The following is a 13437-nucleotide window of genomic DNA, read 5'->3' on the forward strand; positions in this document are numbered from 1 at the left end:
ACCACAGCTTCAAATTGACGAAATCCCCGCCGCGCAGCTAGGCTCATCAAATGTTCTCAAAATCTTTTCTTCTTCTGCTGCTCACCGCAGGCAGCGTGGCCCTGGCCCAGGAGCAGCCCGTGGGCGATGGCAAGACCGATGACACCGCGGCCATTCAGCATCTTTTTGACACCCTCGGCAGCGTGAAGCTGCCCAAGGGCACCTACCTGCTCACGCAGACCGTGAAGATTGATCTCGCCAAGACCGGCTTCGCGGCGCTGACCGGAGACGGCACCGTGCGGCTGATCATGGCGGGTGAAGGCCCTGCCCTGCATTTCGTCGGCACGCATGAGGGCTCGGCGGACCCCGCCAGCTTCAAACCCGAAGTCTGGGAGAGCCAGCGCACACCCATGGTGGACGGCATCGAAATCGTCGGCGCGGACGACAAGGCGGACGGCATCGAGGCCACCGGCACCATGCAGATCACCCTCAGCCGCGTCGTCATTCGTGAATGCCGCCACGCCGTGCATCTCTCTGTACGCAACCGCAACGTGCTCATCTCCGCCTGCCACTTCTACAACAACAAGGGCATCGGCGTCTTCTACGACAATGTGAACCTGCACCAGTCCAACATCGTCGGCAGCCACATCAGCTACAATGATGGCGGCGGCGTGGTGTCCGTGGGCGGAAACGTGCGCAACCTCCACATCGGCACCTGCGACATCGAGGGCAATCACGGCAAGGACGGCCCGCCCAGCGCCAATGTGATGCTCGACTCCCGTGGCGGCTCCATCGGCGAGGTGGCCATCACCGGCTGCACCCTGCAGCACACCCACAAGTCGCCGGACTCGGCCAACATCCGCATCATCGGCTCCGGCACAGACCCCTCCCTGCTGCGCCGCTCCGGGCGGGAAACCACCCGCGAAGGGAACGTGACCATCACCGCCAATGTCTTCAGCGACGTCCAGGTGAATGTGGAGGTCCGGCACTCCCGCGGCGTCACCATCACCGGCAACACCTTCTGGGAAGGTTTTGAGCACGATCTCATCGTCGCGGACTGCGACAACATCGTCATCACCGGCAACAACTTTGACCGCAATCCCCGCTACCTCGTCAATGGCAACGACAATGCGGAGAAAAACGGCATCCTCATCCAGCGCTGCACGGACAGCATCTTCAGCAACAACATCATCAGCGGCGTGTGGAGGCAGCGCGCGGCGGTGGACGTCGAGTCCTGCAGCCGCCTTCAGATCTCCCACAACAGCATCCTGGACTCCGACGGCAACGGCCTGCGCCTCGAAAAGGTGACCGGCAGCATGGTCGTCGGCAATATCATCCGCGATGACCGTGCCGAGGAAAAGCGCAGCAAGGAATCCTCCCTCAGCGTGGTGGAAGGCAAGGACAACGTCGTGGAGCTCAATGTGCTCGGCACCAAATAGCGCTGCCATCCGCGAATGACCACTGCATCCGCCACATGGCTGCTGGCCCGCGCCCACGGCCGCATGCTGCGGCACAAGCTGCGCTTTGGCCTGCGTGAAAACCGCCTGCTCAGCGCCACCGTTGCGGGCTTTCTCGGCCTGTACAGCCTCGCCGCCTACCTGCTGGTGGCACGCGGCCTGGAGTTCATGATGAAGCTTCCCCTCATCGGCCCCCTGCTCACGGAGCGGCTGGTGTTTCTGCTGTTCTTTTTCTTCCTGGTCATGCTGGTCATCTCCAATGCCACCATCACCGGCATGAGCCTCTTCCGGCGCAAGGACATGGAATGGCAGATCGCGCTTCCCCTGCCCCCGCGCAGCCTCGTGCTGTGGAAGACGCTGGAGGGCATGCTGCTGGCAAGCTGGGGCCTCCTGCTGCTCAGCACCCCCATCCTCCTGGCGCTGGCTCAGAGCTACAAGGCGGATGCGAAGTTCCTTCTCGTAGTCCTTCCAGCGCTGCTCGCACTGGTGATGATCGCCGCCAATGTTTCGACCTGGCTGCTCATCATCCTGGTGCGCTGGTCCCGGCGCTGGATGTGGAAGCCCCTGGTCCTCATCCTCGTGCTTCTTCTCGTCCGGACCCTGCCGATCTGGCAGTCCAGCGTCGAGACTTTCAACTCCGGCGACATGAGCGCGAGCCTGAATCAGATTCTCAAACACACCGAGATCTGCATGCATCCCCTGCTGCCCAGCTCCTGGGTGGCTGAAACCATCCAGGCCGCCGCGCGGGGCATCTCTGAGCGCGCCCTGTTTTTCAACCTCGTTCTGCTGGCCAATGCGCTGATGAGCATTCTCATCACCACCCGCATCGCCAGCGCCTTCTATTACCCCGCATGGAACCGCATCATGAGCGCCGCGCCAGGCGCCGGCAGCAAGGCCAAAGCCGCGGCACCCCGGCCCCAGTCCAGCGCCAAAAATCACTGGCTGCGGCGCATGCTCGGCCTGGACCGCGCCTCCTTCGCGCTTCTGGTGAAGGAAGTCCGCACCTTTCTGCGCGAGCCTGTGCAGTGGGGCCAGACGGCCATCATCTTCGGCCTTCTGCTGCTCTATTCGATGAACCTGCGCAAGCTGGGCTATGATTTGCAGAGCCCGTTCTGGATCACCGTGGTCAGCCACCTGAACCTGCTGGTCTGCTGCCTGGCTCTCTCCACCCTCACCACCCGCTTCATCTACCCGCAGTTCAGCCTGGAAGGACAGCGCCTCTGGATTTTGGGGCTCTCCCCCCTGCCCCTGCACCGCGTCCTGGCCCTGAAGCTCCGCCTCAGCGCCAGTGTGCTGGCTCTCGTCATGGTCACCTTGGTCGTAGTTTCGGGATTCTCTCTCGGCCTGCCCGGGCAGCGCATCCTCTTTTTCAGCGCGTCCATTTTGTTGATGAGCTACGGCCTTACCTCCCTCGCGCTCTCTCTCGGCGCGCTGGTGCCGAACTTCCGCGAGTCCAATCCCGCGCGCATCGTCTCCGGCTTCGGCGGCACCGTCTGTCTCATCGCCAGCTTTGTTTACATCGTCGGCGGCATCGTCCTGCTTCTGATTCCTTCCTGGCAGAATCTCCGCCAGGATGCGGTGACCTTGGTCCGCTATAACACTCAGATCGAACTCGCCGCCCTGGCTGGAGTGGCTTTGCTCACCGTGGTTTTTGGTGCCCTGCCTTACTTTTTTGCTAAAAGGCAGACGAAAAATCTGGAATATTTAAGACATCTGTAGTATCTGGATATTGGAAATAATTTCCAGTACTCCCATGATCACTCGCAAAGCATCTGCTCCCGCCCCCGTTAACGGTCACCATGAGGACAATCTCCTCGTCTTTGAAGATGCTCCCGAGTTCATGGACGGGCATGCCGTGACTTCCTCGCTGGAGAATGTGGACTCCAAGGTCAAGGCCGCGCAGGAGCAGCTTCTTGAGCTCCGCCGGCAGCAGGAGGAGATCGAACGCCAGAAGCAGCATCTCGAAGCCCTCCGCATCAAGCAGGAGCGCTTTGTCGCCGGAAAGCGCGACCTCCTCGAAAAAATCAGCCGCTCCGCCAGCCTGGTGGAACGCGAACTCTACGACGCCCAGAAGCGCGTGGAGGACCTCGCCTCCATCCACGACGACTTCCGCCGTCATCAGGAAATTTTGAAATCCCTCCAGCCCGAAAAATGGCACCGCGCCCAGGTGAGCGAGGAGCTTGACTCCGCCCTGGCCGCGATTGACGACGCCGAAGGCGACTACGCCAAAGGCATCCGCCGCCTCCACGCCATGGGCCCGCAGGAGGGCGTCTCTGCTGGCGGCCCCGTCAGCCTCGATGAAGCCAATGCTCCAGTGATGCCCGCTTTCACCTCCAGCGCGGACGACCTTCAGACCTGGCTGCGCCGTGGCTTTGCCTTCACCCTTCCGCTCATCGGAACGGTGATCGTCGCCATCGTCCTGATCCGCCTCATGTTCTGATTTTCATCCACCCTTCACCGCATCTCCTTATGGCTCTGTTTTCTGGCAACCGTAAAGTCCGCTCACGTCGTTCGAAGCCTGCCCCGGCCTTGAAAGAGGAGGCCTCGCCCAAGAGCAAGTCGCGCCATCTGACCAAACGCGCGGATGAACTCAACAGCCAGATCCATCGCCTGGAGTGCTTCATCACCGCCGCACCGCGCATCCAGCGCCAGCACCGCCTCGCGAACGTGAACATGGTCCCGCCCATGGAGCTCTCAACGCCGGCGCCGCGCAGTCGTCGCGTCCCCATCGCCAAGCGCCGCGCCCAGCGCAGCGAACGCCTGCGACTCCTCACCGAAGGCCTCCTCGTCGTCGGCTCCATCGCCGCGGTCCTCGGCTGGCTGAACCAGTGGTTTCACTTCTGGAGCTGATTACGGCAAGCGGGACGCTTACCGGAAGACCATTGGGCTTTATTTCATGCCAAGACTAACTCGTCAGCTGCTCCAAGGCATCAAGCTTACGATGAATTTTCGTGAGCATAATCCGCCACATTTCCATGCATCTTACCAGGGCGATGAGGTTGCCATGCTATTCAACGGCATAGCGCTTGTCGGCAGCCTGCCTCAGGCGCAGTTGAAGCTTGTCTCTGAGTGGGCTATCTTGCACCAGACGGAGCTCACTGAACGCTGGAATCTGGCGCTCGCCGGCTTAAATTTCACCACCATTGACTGACACGCCATGAGCACTATCCTCGACACCCGGCCAACGCTGCTGGACTGCAAAGTCACCACGTTACGTGTCACGGACGAGCATCGTCTCACCCTGCGCTTTCGTGATCGCCTTGTGGCAGAGCTTGATTTCACCGATGAGGTGAAGGAAAATCACGGCCCGATGGCGGAGCCCTTGCGCGATCCCTCCTACTTCGCCCAGGTGACCATTGAAGACGGCGTGATCACATGGCCTAACGGCTACAACATTGATCCGGTAACGCTGCACAGCTGGGCAAGCCAGGGCTTCATCACCGCGTGATCGCAAAATAGCGGCGCAGCCGCTTCATTGGTTTGGACAACCACGGTCAGCCATCGTCAACGACTGTAAACAACCGTCCCACCCCGCCCCTACTCGCGTGCGGGCCACCGCCCTGACGCTGAAAAGGCGCGCCCACGCCGATTTCCTGTTGCCGCCATACGGCGGTCAAAACCCCAACCCCTCAATGTTATGACTGCAACAGAAACCAAAGGCAACTGGAACATCCTCAAGGGCAAGCTCAAACAGAAATGGGCCAATCTGACGGACGACGATCTTCAGTTTGCGGAAGGAAAATCGGATGAGCTTATCGGCCGCATCCAAAAGCGCACCGGCGAATCGCAGGAAGCGATCAAACGCTACATGAAGGAAAACTGCGACAGCGAGTGCGGCTGCCATTGATGCTTCAGCGGCCCGGCATGCCCTTCTGAGTGTATGCCGGGCCCGGTGCTGGCTCAGATTCGCTGAGCCTTGCATACACCCATGAGGGCTGCTGGCAGCGAAGAAGGGATGTATGAAAGCGCATCCAACCTTCACCCTCCTCGCACTCCTCGGTGGTCTTTCTCTGTCGTCCTGCATCTCCATCGTCAGCCACGACAAACCCACAACCACCACCGTGACCAGAGAGACAGTGCCCACTCCCTCCGGCATGTCTCAAACGACCCAGACGACCACCACGCGCTCGCGCTACTAGCGGCTTGCCATCAATCCATGAACATCGCCAACATACGGGGCTCAGACGAAGATTTCCACCTTCTGGTCACCACCGGCCGCAGCCAGTCCGCCACCATGAGACTGGCTCCCGGGGACGCCACCTCCGAGGAACCCAACACCCACCCGCATAGCGATCAAGTAGTGCTCCTTTTGGAAGGTGAAGTCGTCGCAGAAATCGGCGGCGAACGCGCCACCCTGCGGGAGAACCAATGCGTGACCGTCCCCGCCGGCGTGGAGCACCGCTTCATCAATCAGGGCACCTCACCAGCCTTCGCCTTCACCGTTTACGGTCCGCCCGCCTACCCGACGGACGACCCCACGTAAGGTGGCACGAGGGGCGCTCGTGTCCCGCGCCCAGCGTTCTCGCCATCTTCCGGGCGCTCATTTGTCCAGCGCGAAGAAAAGCCTGTCGCGCTGGATCAGTTCAAGACCGCCACTTCAAATCACGCCTTGCCCCAGCGCTTCAGCAGCGTGGCTGCCATGTCGGCAGGCGAATCAGAAACAGCGATGCCGCATTCGGCGAGGATCTTCTTCTTCGCAGCGGCCGTGTCATCAGCACCGCCAATGATGGCCCCGGCATGCCCCATGCGGCGGCCGGCAGGAGCCGTGGCTCCGGCGATGAAGGCGGCGATGGGCTTCTTGCAGTTGTCCTTGGCCCAGCGACCGGCTTCGACTTCGGCATTGCCGCCGATTTCACCGATCATGATGATCGCCTCGGTTTCCGGATCATCGTTGAACATCTTCAGCACATCGAGGTGATTGGTGCCATTGACCGGGTCACCGCCGATGCCCACGCAGGTGCTCTGGCCGTACCCACGCGTGGTGAGCTGCCACACCGCCTCATAGGTGAGCGTGCCGGAACGGCTGACCACGCCCACATTGCCACGCTTGTGAATGTAACCCGGAGCGATGCCGATGCGGCAGCCGCCGTGGGACTTCTCTCCGTGGCCGGGGGTCACCAGACCGGGGCAGTTCGGGCCGATCAGGCGCGTCTTGCTGCCTTTCATGGCCGCCTTGACCTTGATCATGTCATTGACCGGAATGCCTTCGGTGATGGCCACCACCAGGTCCAGACCGGCGTCCACGCCTTCGAGGATGGCGTCAGCGGCGAAGGGCGGCGGCACAAAGATCACGCTCACCGTCGCGCCGGTTTCACGGGCGGCTTCGGAGACGGTGTCAAACACCGGCACCTTCTTGCCAGCGTGCTCAAAAACCTGGCCGCCCTTGCCTGGCGTCACACCCGCCACGAGCTGGGTGCCGTACTCAATGGATGCCTTCGCATGGCGCGAGCCGAAATCTCCGGTGATGCCTTGAACAAGAATGCGGGTGTCGGTTTCAACAAGAATAGCCATCGGGAGTGATTCGGTAAGGGTTTTGGGGGCGCAAAAAAGCCTCGCATCATAGAAGTGTGCTTCGCGGCGTCAAGGCGGCGGCGGAATATTCTCAAAGCAGCCGCCAGAGCTTCGGCAGAAACACCACCAGTCCCACTCCCAGCGCCGCCAAGGCCGCCATCAGCACCGCCGCGGCGGCGGCATCCTTCGTCCGGCGGATGGGCTCCTCACGCTCTTTGCTCACCCGGTCCGCCAGCACTTCCAGCGCCGTGTTCAGCAGCTCGGCGGCAAAGACCAGCCCCACCGCCAGCAGCACCGCGCACCACTCCCACGCGGCGATCTGCAGCCACAGGCCGCAGCCGCCCGCCAGCACGGCGGCGAGCACATGCGCCCGCAGGTTCCCCTGCGTTTTCAGCGCCCATGCCAGTCCCGCCAGCGCGGGACCAAAGCTGCGGAGCACTCCGGCAAGCCAGCGGAACATGCGGCTATTGCACTCCCGCGGGTTTTTCCGTCGCAGCCGCCTCGGCGGTCGGCTCGGAGACCTGCTTCACCAGCTCGCGGAAATCCTTCAGCCAGTTCATGGCGTCCGGATGGCTCGGGTAGGCCTGGATCACCTTCAGCATGTCCGCCAGCGCCTGCACCGGCAGGACGTTGTTGGCCACCAGGTAGTTGTCCTTCTCCCACAGCATGCGCGGGCCGGCGTCCTTGCTGTACTCGGCGAATTCCGTCTCGCTCATCAGCGCCTTCCGCAGGGCTGTGTCTGCATTGATCCGCGAATCCCACTGGGCCGGCAGGTCCGTGGGCTTTTGCGCCAGATAATAGGGGAAGATGATTTTGCTGTAGATGCCCTTCACATTCAGCGGCTGGTACTCCCACTCCTCCCGCTTCATGAAGTCACCCAGCGAGTAGGCCTTGGCAAATTCGGACTCCGTCACGTCCTGGCGCAGCGTGCCCAGGATGTCTCCCGCAGGGACATTGCCGCCGCCCCTGCGTCCGCCTTTGGAGTCCTTGTCCGTCACCGCGCCCGAGGCGGAGTGGGAGGTGGTCCCCTGGATGGCCGTCACCGCCTTGCCCAGAAACGCCTGCATGGATGTCACAATGGGTCCCATTTTCACGGGATCCTCGATCTCCTGCGCCTGGATCGTCATCACCAGAAACTCCAGTTGCAGCCACAGCGCCCTCTTGAAATCCTCATCCTTCAGCTTGGCCTCGTTCTTGTTGCGCCAGTCCGTGTAATCCGCCTGTTTTAGGTTTTTGCGGTCAAAGTGCTCCAGCTTGTAGCAGTCCAGATACAAAGCCAGGGCCGCCGTGGGACTCGCCATGCCCTCCCGAAATTTCGCCATCGCCGCCGTAAACACCGCCCCTCTGCCCTTCCCAATCTGCGACTCCACCTTCTCCAGCTCTTTGAGGATGTGCTCCGTCTGCGCCGGCGTCAGCAGCACCTTGTTCTCCACAGCCGGAGGTTCGGTGGCAGGGTTGGCGGGCGTTTGCGCACCGGCGGGCGATGCCAGCAGCACGGCCAGCACAGGCAGGAATGGGGTCAGTTTCATGGTTGGGTTTCAATAAACACGGCAAAATACGAATAGGAGCACGAAAACTCTTTATCCGGCTAAAATCTTCCACTCAACGTGCCAGACCGTCATAAACTTGGACTTGGAAGCACAAAGCCTGCGTATATGTGTTTCCCCCCCTCCGCCTATGACACGCCCCGCATTCATCCTCGCCCTCCTCTCTCTTTTCATCGGCTCAGCCATCGCGGCTGACGCCCCTGTCAACTACATCGCCGAGATGACCGGCATGGTCTGCGCCGGCTGCAAGGATCACGTCACCGCCTCCTTCACCAAGCTCGAAGGCGTCTCCAAGGTGCAGATCGTCCCCGGCGACAAGCCCGGCACGCAGAAGGTCACCGTCACCTCCACTTCCCCCTCGCTGACCAAGGAGCAGGCCGTCGCCGCTCTGGGCGCCTCCGCCTCCACTTACATCGTGCACGCCTGGAAGAAGTCGGACCAGCCCGACAACTGAGTGAAAATCAGCGGGCAAAATCGCTTGCCTGTCTCCCCGACTGCGCCACTATCCGCGCTCTCCTTTTGCCGGAGCAAGAAATTTGGACAGGTGTCAGAGTGGTCTAATGAGCACGCCTGGAAAGCGTGTGTAGCCTAAACAGCTACCGAGGGTTCGAATCCCTCCCTGTCCGCCATTCTTCACCGACGAAGGAGGTGAAGAATGCCCTCCGTAGCTCGAAGAGCGAAGGACGGGCCACCACCCCCTCGCTGGCCCAAAACTGCACGCCGACCTCAAGCCAGCCGCGCCGCAAATTTCGCCGCCAGCCCCGCCGCAACAATCGCACGCTGCGCCCCCGCGATGTCATACGCGACCCGCCGCCACCACACCTCCTGCTGGCTGCGCCGATAGAGGAGATAGCAGGCGCGCTCATCCCGGTCGCGCGGCTGCCCCACGGAGCCGACATTGATCACCTGTTTCCGCTCCGGGCGCAGGCTCTCCAGGCTCGTGGTTGCCAGGGCGCGCTCCTCCCCTTCCAGCCAGAACTTCGGCTGATGTGTGTGCCCCACAAAGCAGACCTGTTTCACCTGATGTTTCAAATGCAGCGCGGCATCGCCGGTCTGCAGCAGGTAGGGCCACGTTCCAGAGTCATGCAGTGATGCATGCACGGCCTCAAAATCCTCACCCTCATACCGCATCGGCAGCGAGCTCAGCCATGCCAGATGCGCATCATTGAGCTGTCCCCGCGTCCACTGGATCGCATGGCGGACCTCCGGCCCCACCTCTCCCAGGCCCTTCCCGCTGAGTGTGTATTCATCGTGGTTTCCCAGCAGCGTCCAGGAGCAGAACTCCCGCACCCGCTCGATGCACTCCGCGGGATTTCCCCCATAGCCCACCGTGTCCCCCAGGCAGATGCATTCAGACACCCCCTGCGCGCGGATGTCCTCCATCACCGCCTCCAGCGCCTGGAGGTTGCCATGCACGTCGCTGATGACCGCAATGTCCGAATTCATAGGTTGCTCCCGTCTCGCCTGGCCCCTGGTGGCAAGGTAATGAAAAACACATCCCCTGTCATCGTCATTCTTTGCGGCAAGACGGCCAGTCGCCTGCCAGTCGCGTATTCCATACAAGGCCTCCATTGCGAGGCTACGCGATTTCCACTTCTCCGATGAAGCACGCCCCCGGCATTTATCGCTATGGCTCCGCCCGTTCGAAGGGCGAAGGACTCCGCATTGGCGTGTCCCGCCATGTGCCCCGCGGTGTGCGGCGCGAGGACTGGGCCAAAGACGGCTACTTTGACCTCTGGCTGCCCCTGCTCTCCCCCTCCGCGGATCTCGTGAATGCCTATCTCTCCGACAAAATCACCTGGGCTGTCTTTTCCCGCCGCTACCGCTCCCAGATGAAAAAACGCGAATGCAGCCAGATCATCGATCTGCTCGCCCTGATGTCCCAGCAGGCCACTTTCTGCCTGGGCTGCTTTTGCGAAGACGAAACCCGCTGTCATCGTTCCTTGCTGCAGCAGCTCGTCGCCGAGCGCTGCAAGGTTTTGAAACCGCACTGATGGACTTCTGCGGCGGCAGGAGCGGAGCCCGAAACGGAACGCTCCTGCCAAACAAGCGACGTCTTCGCTGTGCGCAGATCACAAAAAAGCGTGTGAAGGCATGGAAACATCCGCCAGCGCCGTATGCCTGCGACACCCGCGTTCAATCGTGTGAACCACGAACGCCCTGTGCCCAATCTCCCCCTTGCCATGAAACACCTCCTCACACTCATCGCCCTCCCACTGGCTGCACTTTGGGGAGCTGCCTCTGGAATGGCGGATGATCTTCCCAAAACATGGATGACAACACGCGGCAAACTGCTTGCCAGCGAGGATTTTGAAAAGCCGATGGCTCCGTTTACCGGCAAGCCCGTGGGTTTTGCCAGTGGGTTCAGCGGCTGGCGTTACAACTCGGGACCGACGGGCGGAAAGACCGGGCGCTGGCAGGTGGCGGACGGCACCTTCACGGGCATGGAGAGTCCTGAGGCGCACCATCCGGCAACGGCCTCGTTTGGCCTGCAATACAAGGATGCGATCATCCAGTGCGATGTGCGTCTGAACGATGTTCCGGCGGAGGGGAGGCAGTATCGCTCAGTGCTGATCAAGGCCACGGACACCACCGACTATGTGATTTCATTCGGCATGGGGCTTGGTTCCGCCTACCTCATGCCCAGCGATGCAGACCGCATCAACCCCGCAACTAAGCAGCGCATGACCGGCAAGCCCGCTGTGGCGCGAAACCCCGGCAAGCTCAACGAATGGCACACGCTGGTCATGGAGATCAAAGGCGATGAAGTGGTCGGCACGGTGGATGGGAAAAGTGTGGCGTTGAGCAATCCGCTCATCGCCACGGACAAGCACAGCGTCATGCTGGTGGCCGCCACGGAGGTGAGCTTTCGCCATTTCCGCGTGTGGGAGGCGCTGCCGAATCCTGAGTGGCCCGCCAACAAAGCCGCGCTCCTGGCGGCACAGAAGGCGGAGGAGGCCGAGGCAGCGGCGGCGAAATCTGCCGCCACCTTTCGCGCTGAGAAACTGGCGGAACTGGACGCAACCATCGAGCAGGCCATTCATGACTCCATGATCGTCGGCGGGGCGCTGTGGGTGGAGCATGACGGCGTGGCCTACCACAAGGCGTATGGGCAGCGTGCGCTCAAGCCCGTGAAGGAGGCGATGACCGAGGACACGATCTTTGATGTGGCCTCCGTCACCAAAGCCTTGGCAGGTGCCAGCGCCGCGATGCTCTGCCTGGAGCGCGGCTTGTTCAAGCTGGACGATCCCGTGTCGCAGCATCTGCCTGAATTCACCGGCGAAGAGCGGGAGAAAGTCACTATCCGGCATCTTCTGGTGCACTCCTCCGGCCTGCCGGTGAATCTCGATCCGCGCACGCAATCCTTCACCACGCATGACGAAGCCATCGCGCAGATCTGCCGCACCAAGCTGCTGTTTGAGCCCGGCGCCCAGTTTTCCTACAGCAGCGTGGGCACCATGCTGCTGGGCGGAGTGGTCGAGCGCGTGACAGGCAGGAAGTTCGACGAATTTTGCACCACGGGCATTTTCAAGCCGCTGCGCATGAACGACAGCGGGTTTCGCCCGCAGGGCGAGAAGCTGATGCGTGTCGCACCCAGCAGCGCGCCGCAGCGCGGGCTGGTGGATGACACCGTGGCGCGGCTCTCTGGGAATGTCTCGGCGCATGCCTCGCTCTTCACCACCACGGCGGATGTGGCGCGCTTTGCCCGCATGATGCTGAACCTCGGCGAACTCGATGGCGTCCGTGTCTTCAAACCCGAGACCGTCAAGCTGATGACCAGCGTGCAAAGCCCGGCGGGCCTGACCAGCCCCGCTGCCAGGAACCTGCCCGTGCGCCGCGGGCTCGGGTGGGACATCGACACACCCTACCGCACGCCGCCGCATGACTACACGTTGCATCGCGGTGCGCTGTTTCCCACCGGCGGCTATGGTCACACTGGCTGGACCGGGCAGATGCTGTGGATCGATCCCTTCTCCCGCACCTTCGTGATCTTCTTCTGCAACCGCTACGTGGAAGGCGTGCCGGACACACGCCCCGCTGTGTATCAGATGCACCACCGCATCTCCACACTGGCAGCCGAAGCCGTGAAGGGATTTGATTTCGGAAACGTGCCGGGTGCGCTGCCGAAGCATGCGAGCGCTGAGACGGCAGCTCCTTTCAGCAACAGCCTCGGCATGAAGTTCGTCCCCGTGCCCGGCACGAGCATCCTCATGTGCGCGCACGAGACGCGCCGTGCCGACTACGCCAGTTATGCGGCCATCCATCCTGAAGCCAATGCCGCCTGGAAAGACACGAAGCTGGACAGCCGCTCCGCCACCGTCGGCCCTGATCATCCGGTGGTGAATGTGAGCTGGGATGATGCGAAGGCCTTCTGCGCCTGGCTCAGCCAAAAAGAAGGCCGCACCTACCGGCTGCCAACCGACCGTGAGTGGAGCCTTGCGGTCGGCATCGCCGCGCAGGAGGCGGATGCCAAAACCACACCGCAGAGCCTGAGCGGTCAGTTGAAGGACGTTTATCCCTGGGGCAGCACATGGCCTCCCAGCAAGGGCGCTGGCAATTACGCTGACATCGAATGCCAGAAGCAAATCCCGGCGGAGAAGATCATCGCTGGCTATGCCGATGGCTTTCCCCTGACCTCTCCCGTCATGAGCTTTCCGCCCAATGCGCTCGGCATCCACGATCTCGGCGGAAATGTGTGGGAGTGGTGCGAGGACTGGTATAACGCCGACAAAAAAGACCACGTCCTGCGCGGTGCCTCCTGGGGCAGCAGCGCCCCCATGCCGCTGCTGGCCTCCTTCCGCGGTAATCAGCCCTCCACCCGCCGCTGGCGCTGCGATGGTTTCCGCTGTGTCGTGGAGGTGGTGCCGTAGCGGGGAATCATCCGTCCGCCTGCTGCTTAAACGCAAGCTGCTGCACCAAATGATGCAGCACCTGCTTCCACT

At 61.9% G+C, this 13437-nt stretch carries 16 protein-coding genes and 1 tRNA gene; 13 read left to right on the forward strand and 4 right to left on the reverse strand.

The genetic code is table 11. From position 1 onward, the window contains the following. Positions 1-50: 50 nt before the first annotated feature. The 9 genes from ACILSQ_RS19075 to ACILSQ_RS19115 all read left to right on the forward strand — a co-directional run bounded on the left by ACILSQ_RS19075 (position 51) and on the right by ACILSQ_RS19115 (position 5919). Complete coding sequence (locus ACILSQ_RS19075; protein ID WP_395745244.1) at positions 51-1418, forward strand: right-handed parallel beta-helix repeat-containing protein; 1368 nt, start codon at positions 51-53, stop codon at positions 1416-1418. A 15-nt stretch (positions 1419-1433) separates the two neighbouring features. Further along, positions 1434-3155 (forward strand): putative ABC transporter permease subunit, encoded by a 1722-nt coding sequence (locus ACILSQ_RS19080; protein ID WP_395745245.1) that lies wholly within the window; start codon positions 1434-1436, stop codon positions 3153-3155. Positions 3156-3189: 34 nt separating this feature from the next. Continuing rightward, a complete protein-coding gene (locus ACILSQ_RS19085; protein WP_395745246.1) occupies positions 3190-3876 on the forward strand; it encodes a hypothetical protein in 687 nt (228 codons plus the stop codon). Between the two features lie 29 nt (positions 3877-3905). After that, complete coding sequence (locus ACILSQ_RS19090) at positions 3906-4286, forward strand: hypothetical protein (protein ID WP_395745247.1); 381 nt, start codon at positions 3906-3908, stop codon at positions 4284-4286. Positions 4287-4332: 46 nt separating this feature from the next. Next, positions 4333-4587: a DUF4160 domain-containing protein gene (locus ACILSQ_RS19095; RefSeq protein WP_395745248.1), complete on the forward strand. Its 255-nt coding sequence runs from the start codon at positions 4333-4335 to the stop codon at positions 4585-4587. A 6-nt stretch (positions 4588-4593) separates the two neighbouring features. Next, positions 4594-4884 (forward strand): DUF2442 domain-containing protein, encoded by a 291-nt coding sequence (locus tag ACILSQ_RS19100; RefSeq protein ID WP_395745249.1) that lies wholly within the window; start codon positions 4594-4596, stop codon positions 4882-4884. Positions 4885-5073: 189 nt separating this feature from the next. Then, complete coding sequence (locus ACILSQ_RS19105; RefSeq protein ID WP_395745250.1) at positions 5074-5283, forward strand: CsbD family protein; 210 nt, start codon at positions 5074-5076, stop codon at positions 5281-5283. 112 nt (positions 5284-5395) lie between these two features. Continuing rightward, the gene (locus ACILSQ_RS19110) at positions 5396-5575 is read left to right on the forward strand and encodes a hypothetical protein (RefSeq protein ID WP_395745251.1); all 180 of its coding nucleotides are present in this window, start codon (positions 5396-5398) and stop codon (positions 5573-5575) included. Positions 5576-5592: 17 nt separating this feature from the next. Beyond that, a complete protein-coding gene (locus ACILSQ_RS19115; protein ID WP_395745252.1) occupies positions 5593-5919 on the forward strand; it encodes a cupin domain-containing protein in 327 nt (108 codons plus the stop codon). 119 nt (positions 5920-6038) lie between these two features. Here the strand turns inward: ACILSQ_RS19115 and sucD are convergent, their stop codons facing one another. The 3 genes from sucD to ACILSQ_RS19130 all read right to left on the reverse strand — a co-directional run bounded on the left by sucD (position 6039) and on the right by ACILSQ_RS19130 (position 8476). Then, complete coding sequence (sucD, locus tag ACILSQ_RS19120) at positions 6039-6947, reverse strand: succinate--CoA ligase subunit alpha (RefSeq protein ID WP_395745253.1); 909 nt, start codon at positions 6945-6947, stop codon at positions 6039-6041. A 91-nt stretch (positions 6948-7038) separates the two neighbouring features. Beyond that, entirely contained in the window at positions 7039-7407 is a 369-nt protein-coding gene (locus ACILSQ_RS19125) for a diacylglycerol kinase family protein (RefSeq protein WP_395745254.1), read from the reverse strand. A gap of 4 nt (positions 7408-7411) precedes the next feature. Beyond that, on the reverse strand, positions 7412-8476 hold the full coding sequence (locus ACILSQ_RS19130) for a hypothetical protein (RefSeq protein ID WP_395745255.1): 1065 nt from the start codon (positions 8474-8476) through the stop codon (positions 7412-7414). 148 nt (positions 8477-8624) lie between these two features. Between ACILSQ_RS19130 and ACILSQ_RS19135 the strand changes: the two genes are divergently transcribed. Further along, positions 8625-8948: a heavy-metal-associated domain-containing protein gene (locus ACILSQ_RS19135; protein WP_395745256.1), complete on the forward strand. Its 324-nt coding sequence runs from the start codon at positions 8625-8627 to the stop codon at positions 8946-8948. Positions 8949-9032: 84 nt separating this feature from the next. After that, a tRNA-Ser gene (locus ACILSQ_RS19140) sits at positions 9033-9123 on the forward strand. A gap of 97 nt (positions 9124-9220) precedes the next feature. Here ACILSQ_RS19140 and ACILSQ_RS19145 read toward each other — a convergent pair. Further along, positions 9221-9940, reverse strand: a complete 720-nt coding sequence (locus ACILSQ_RS19145; RefSeq protein WP_395745257.1) for a metallophosphoesterase family protein — start codon at positions 9938-9940, stop codon at positions 9221-9223. A 155-nt stretch (positions 9941-10095) separates the two neighbouring features. Here ACILSQ_RS19145 and ACILSQ_RS19150 point away from each other — a divergent pair, with 155 nt between their 5' ends. Both ACILSQ_RS19150 and ACILSQ_RS19155 read left to right on the forward strand, forming a co-directional pair. Beyond that, positions 10096-10488 carry a DUF488 domain-containing protein gene (locus tag ACILSQ_RS19150; RefSeq protein WP_395745258.1) on the forward strand — a complete coding sequence of 131 codons (393 nt, stop codon included), beginning with the start codon at positions 10096-10098 and terminating at the stop codon, positions 10486-10488. A 189-nt stretch (positions 10489-10677) separates the two neighbouring features. Beyond that, positions 10678-13365 carry a serine hydrolase gene (locus ACILSQ_RS19155; protein ID WP_395745259.1) on the forward strand — a complete coding sequence of 896 codons (2688 nt, stop codon included), beginning with the start codon at positions 10678-10680 and terminating at the stop codon, positions 13363-13365. The last annotated feature ends 72 nt before the right edge of the window (positions 13366-13437 follow it).

Source organism: Prosthecobacter sp. (assembly GCF_044227185.1).
In the GTDB taxonomy this organism is placed as follows: Bacteria; Verrucomicrobiota; Verrucomicrobiia; order Verrucomicrobiales; family Verrucomicrobiaceae; genus Prosthecobacter.

Bases quoted from the DNA above. Each gene is read 5' to 3' on its own strand.
- ACILSQ_RS19075 (WP_395745244.1), top strand. From the start codon at position 51: ATGTTCTCAAAATCTTTTCTTCTTCTGCTGCTCACCGCAGGCAGCGTG.
- ACILSQ_RS19080 (WP_395745245.1), top strand. From the start codon at position 1,434: ATGACCACTGCATCCGCCACATGGCTGCTGGCCCGCGCCCACGGCCGC.
- ACILSQ_RS19085 (WP_395745246.1), top strand. From the start codon at position 3,190: ATGATCACTCGCAAAGCATCTGCTCCCGCCCCCGTTAACGGTCACCAT.
- ACILSQ_RS19090 (WP_395745247.1), top strand. From the start codon at position 3,906: ATGGCTCTGTTTTCTGGCAACCGTAAAGTCCGCTCACGTCGTTCGAAG.
- ACILSQ_RS19095 (WP_395745248.1), top strand. From the start codon at position 4,333: ATGCCAAGACTAACTCGTCAGCTGCTCCAAGGCATCAAGCTTACGATG.
- ACILSQ_RS19100 (WP_395745249.1), top strand. From the start codon at position 4,594: ATGAGCACTATCCTCGACACCCGGCCAACGCTGCTGGACTGCAAAGTC.
- ACILSQ_RS19105 (WP_395745250.1), top strand. From the start codon at position 5,074: ATGACTGCAACAGAAACCAAAGGCAACTGGAACATCCTCAAGGGCAAG.
- ACILSQ_RS19110 (WP_395745251.1), top strand. From the start codon at position 5,396: ATGAAAGCGCATCCAACCTTCACCCTCCTCGCACTCCTCGGTGGTCTT.
- ACILSQ_RS19115 (WP_395745252.1), top strand. From the start codon at position 5,593: ATGAACATCGCCAACATACGGGGCTCAGACGAAGATTTCCACCTTCTG.
- sucD (WP_395745253.1), bottom strand. From the start codon at position 6,947: ATGGCTATTCTTGTTGAAACCGACACCCGCATTCTTGTTCAAGGCATC.
- ACILSQ_RS19125 (WP_395745254.1), bottom strand. From the start codon at position 7,407: ATGTTCCGCTGGCTTGCCGGAGTGCTCCGCAGCTTTGGTCCCGCGCTG.
- ACILSQ_RS19130 (WP_395745255.1), bottom strand. From the start codon at position 8,476: ATGAAACTGACCCCATTCCTGCCTGTGCTGGCCGTGCTGCTGGCATCG.
- ACILSQ_RS19135 (WP_395745256.1), top strand. From the start codon at position 8,625: ATGACACGCCCCGCATTCATCCTCGCCCTCCTCTCTCTTTTCATCGGC.
- ACILSQ_RS19145 (WP_395745257.1), bottom strand. From the start codon at position 9,940: ATGAATTCGGACATTGCGGTCATCAGCGACGTGCATGGCAACCTCCAG.
- ACILSQ_RS19150 (WP_395745258.1), top strand. From the start codon at position 10,096: ATGAAGCACGCCCCCGGCATTTATCGCTATGGCTCCGCCCGTTCGAAG.
- ACILSQ_RS19155 (WP_395745259.1), top strand. From the start codon at position 10,678: ATGAAACACCTCCTCACACTCATCGCCCTCCCACTGGCTGCACTTTGG.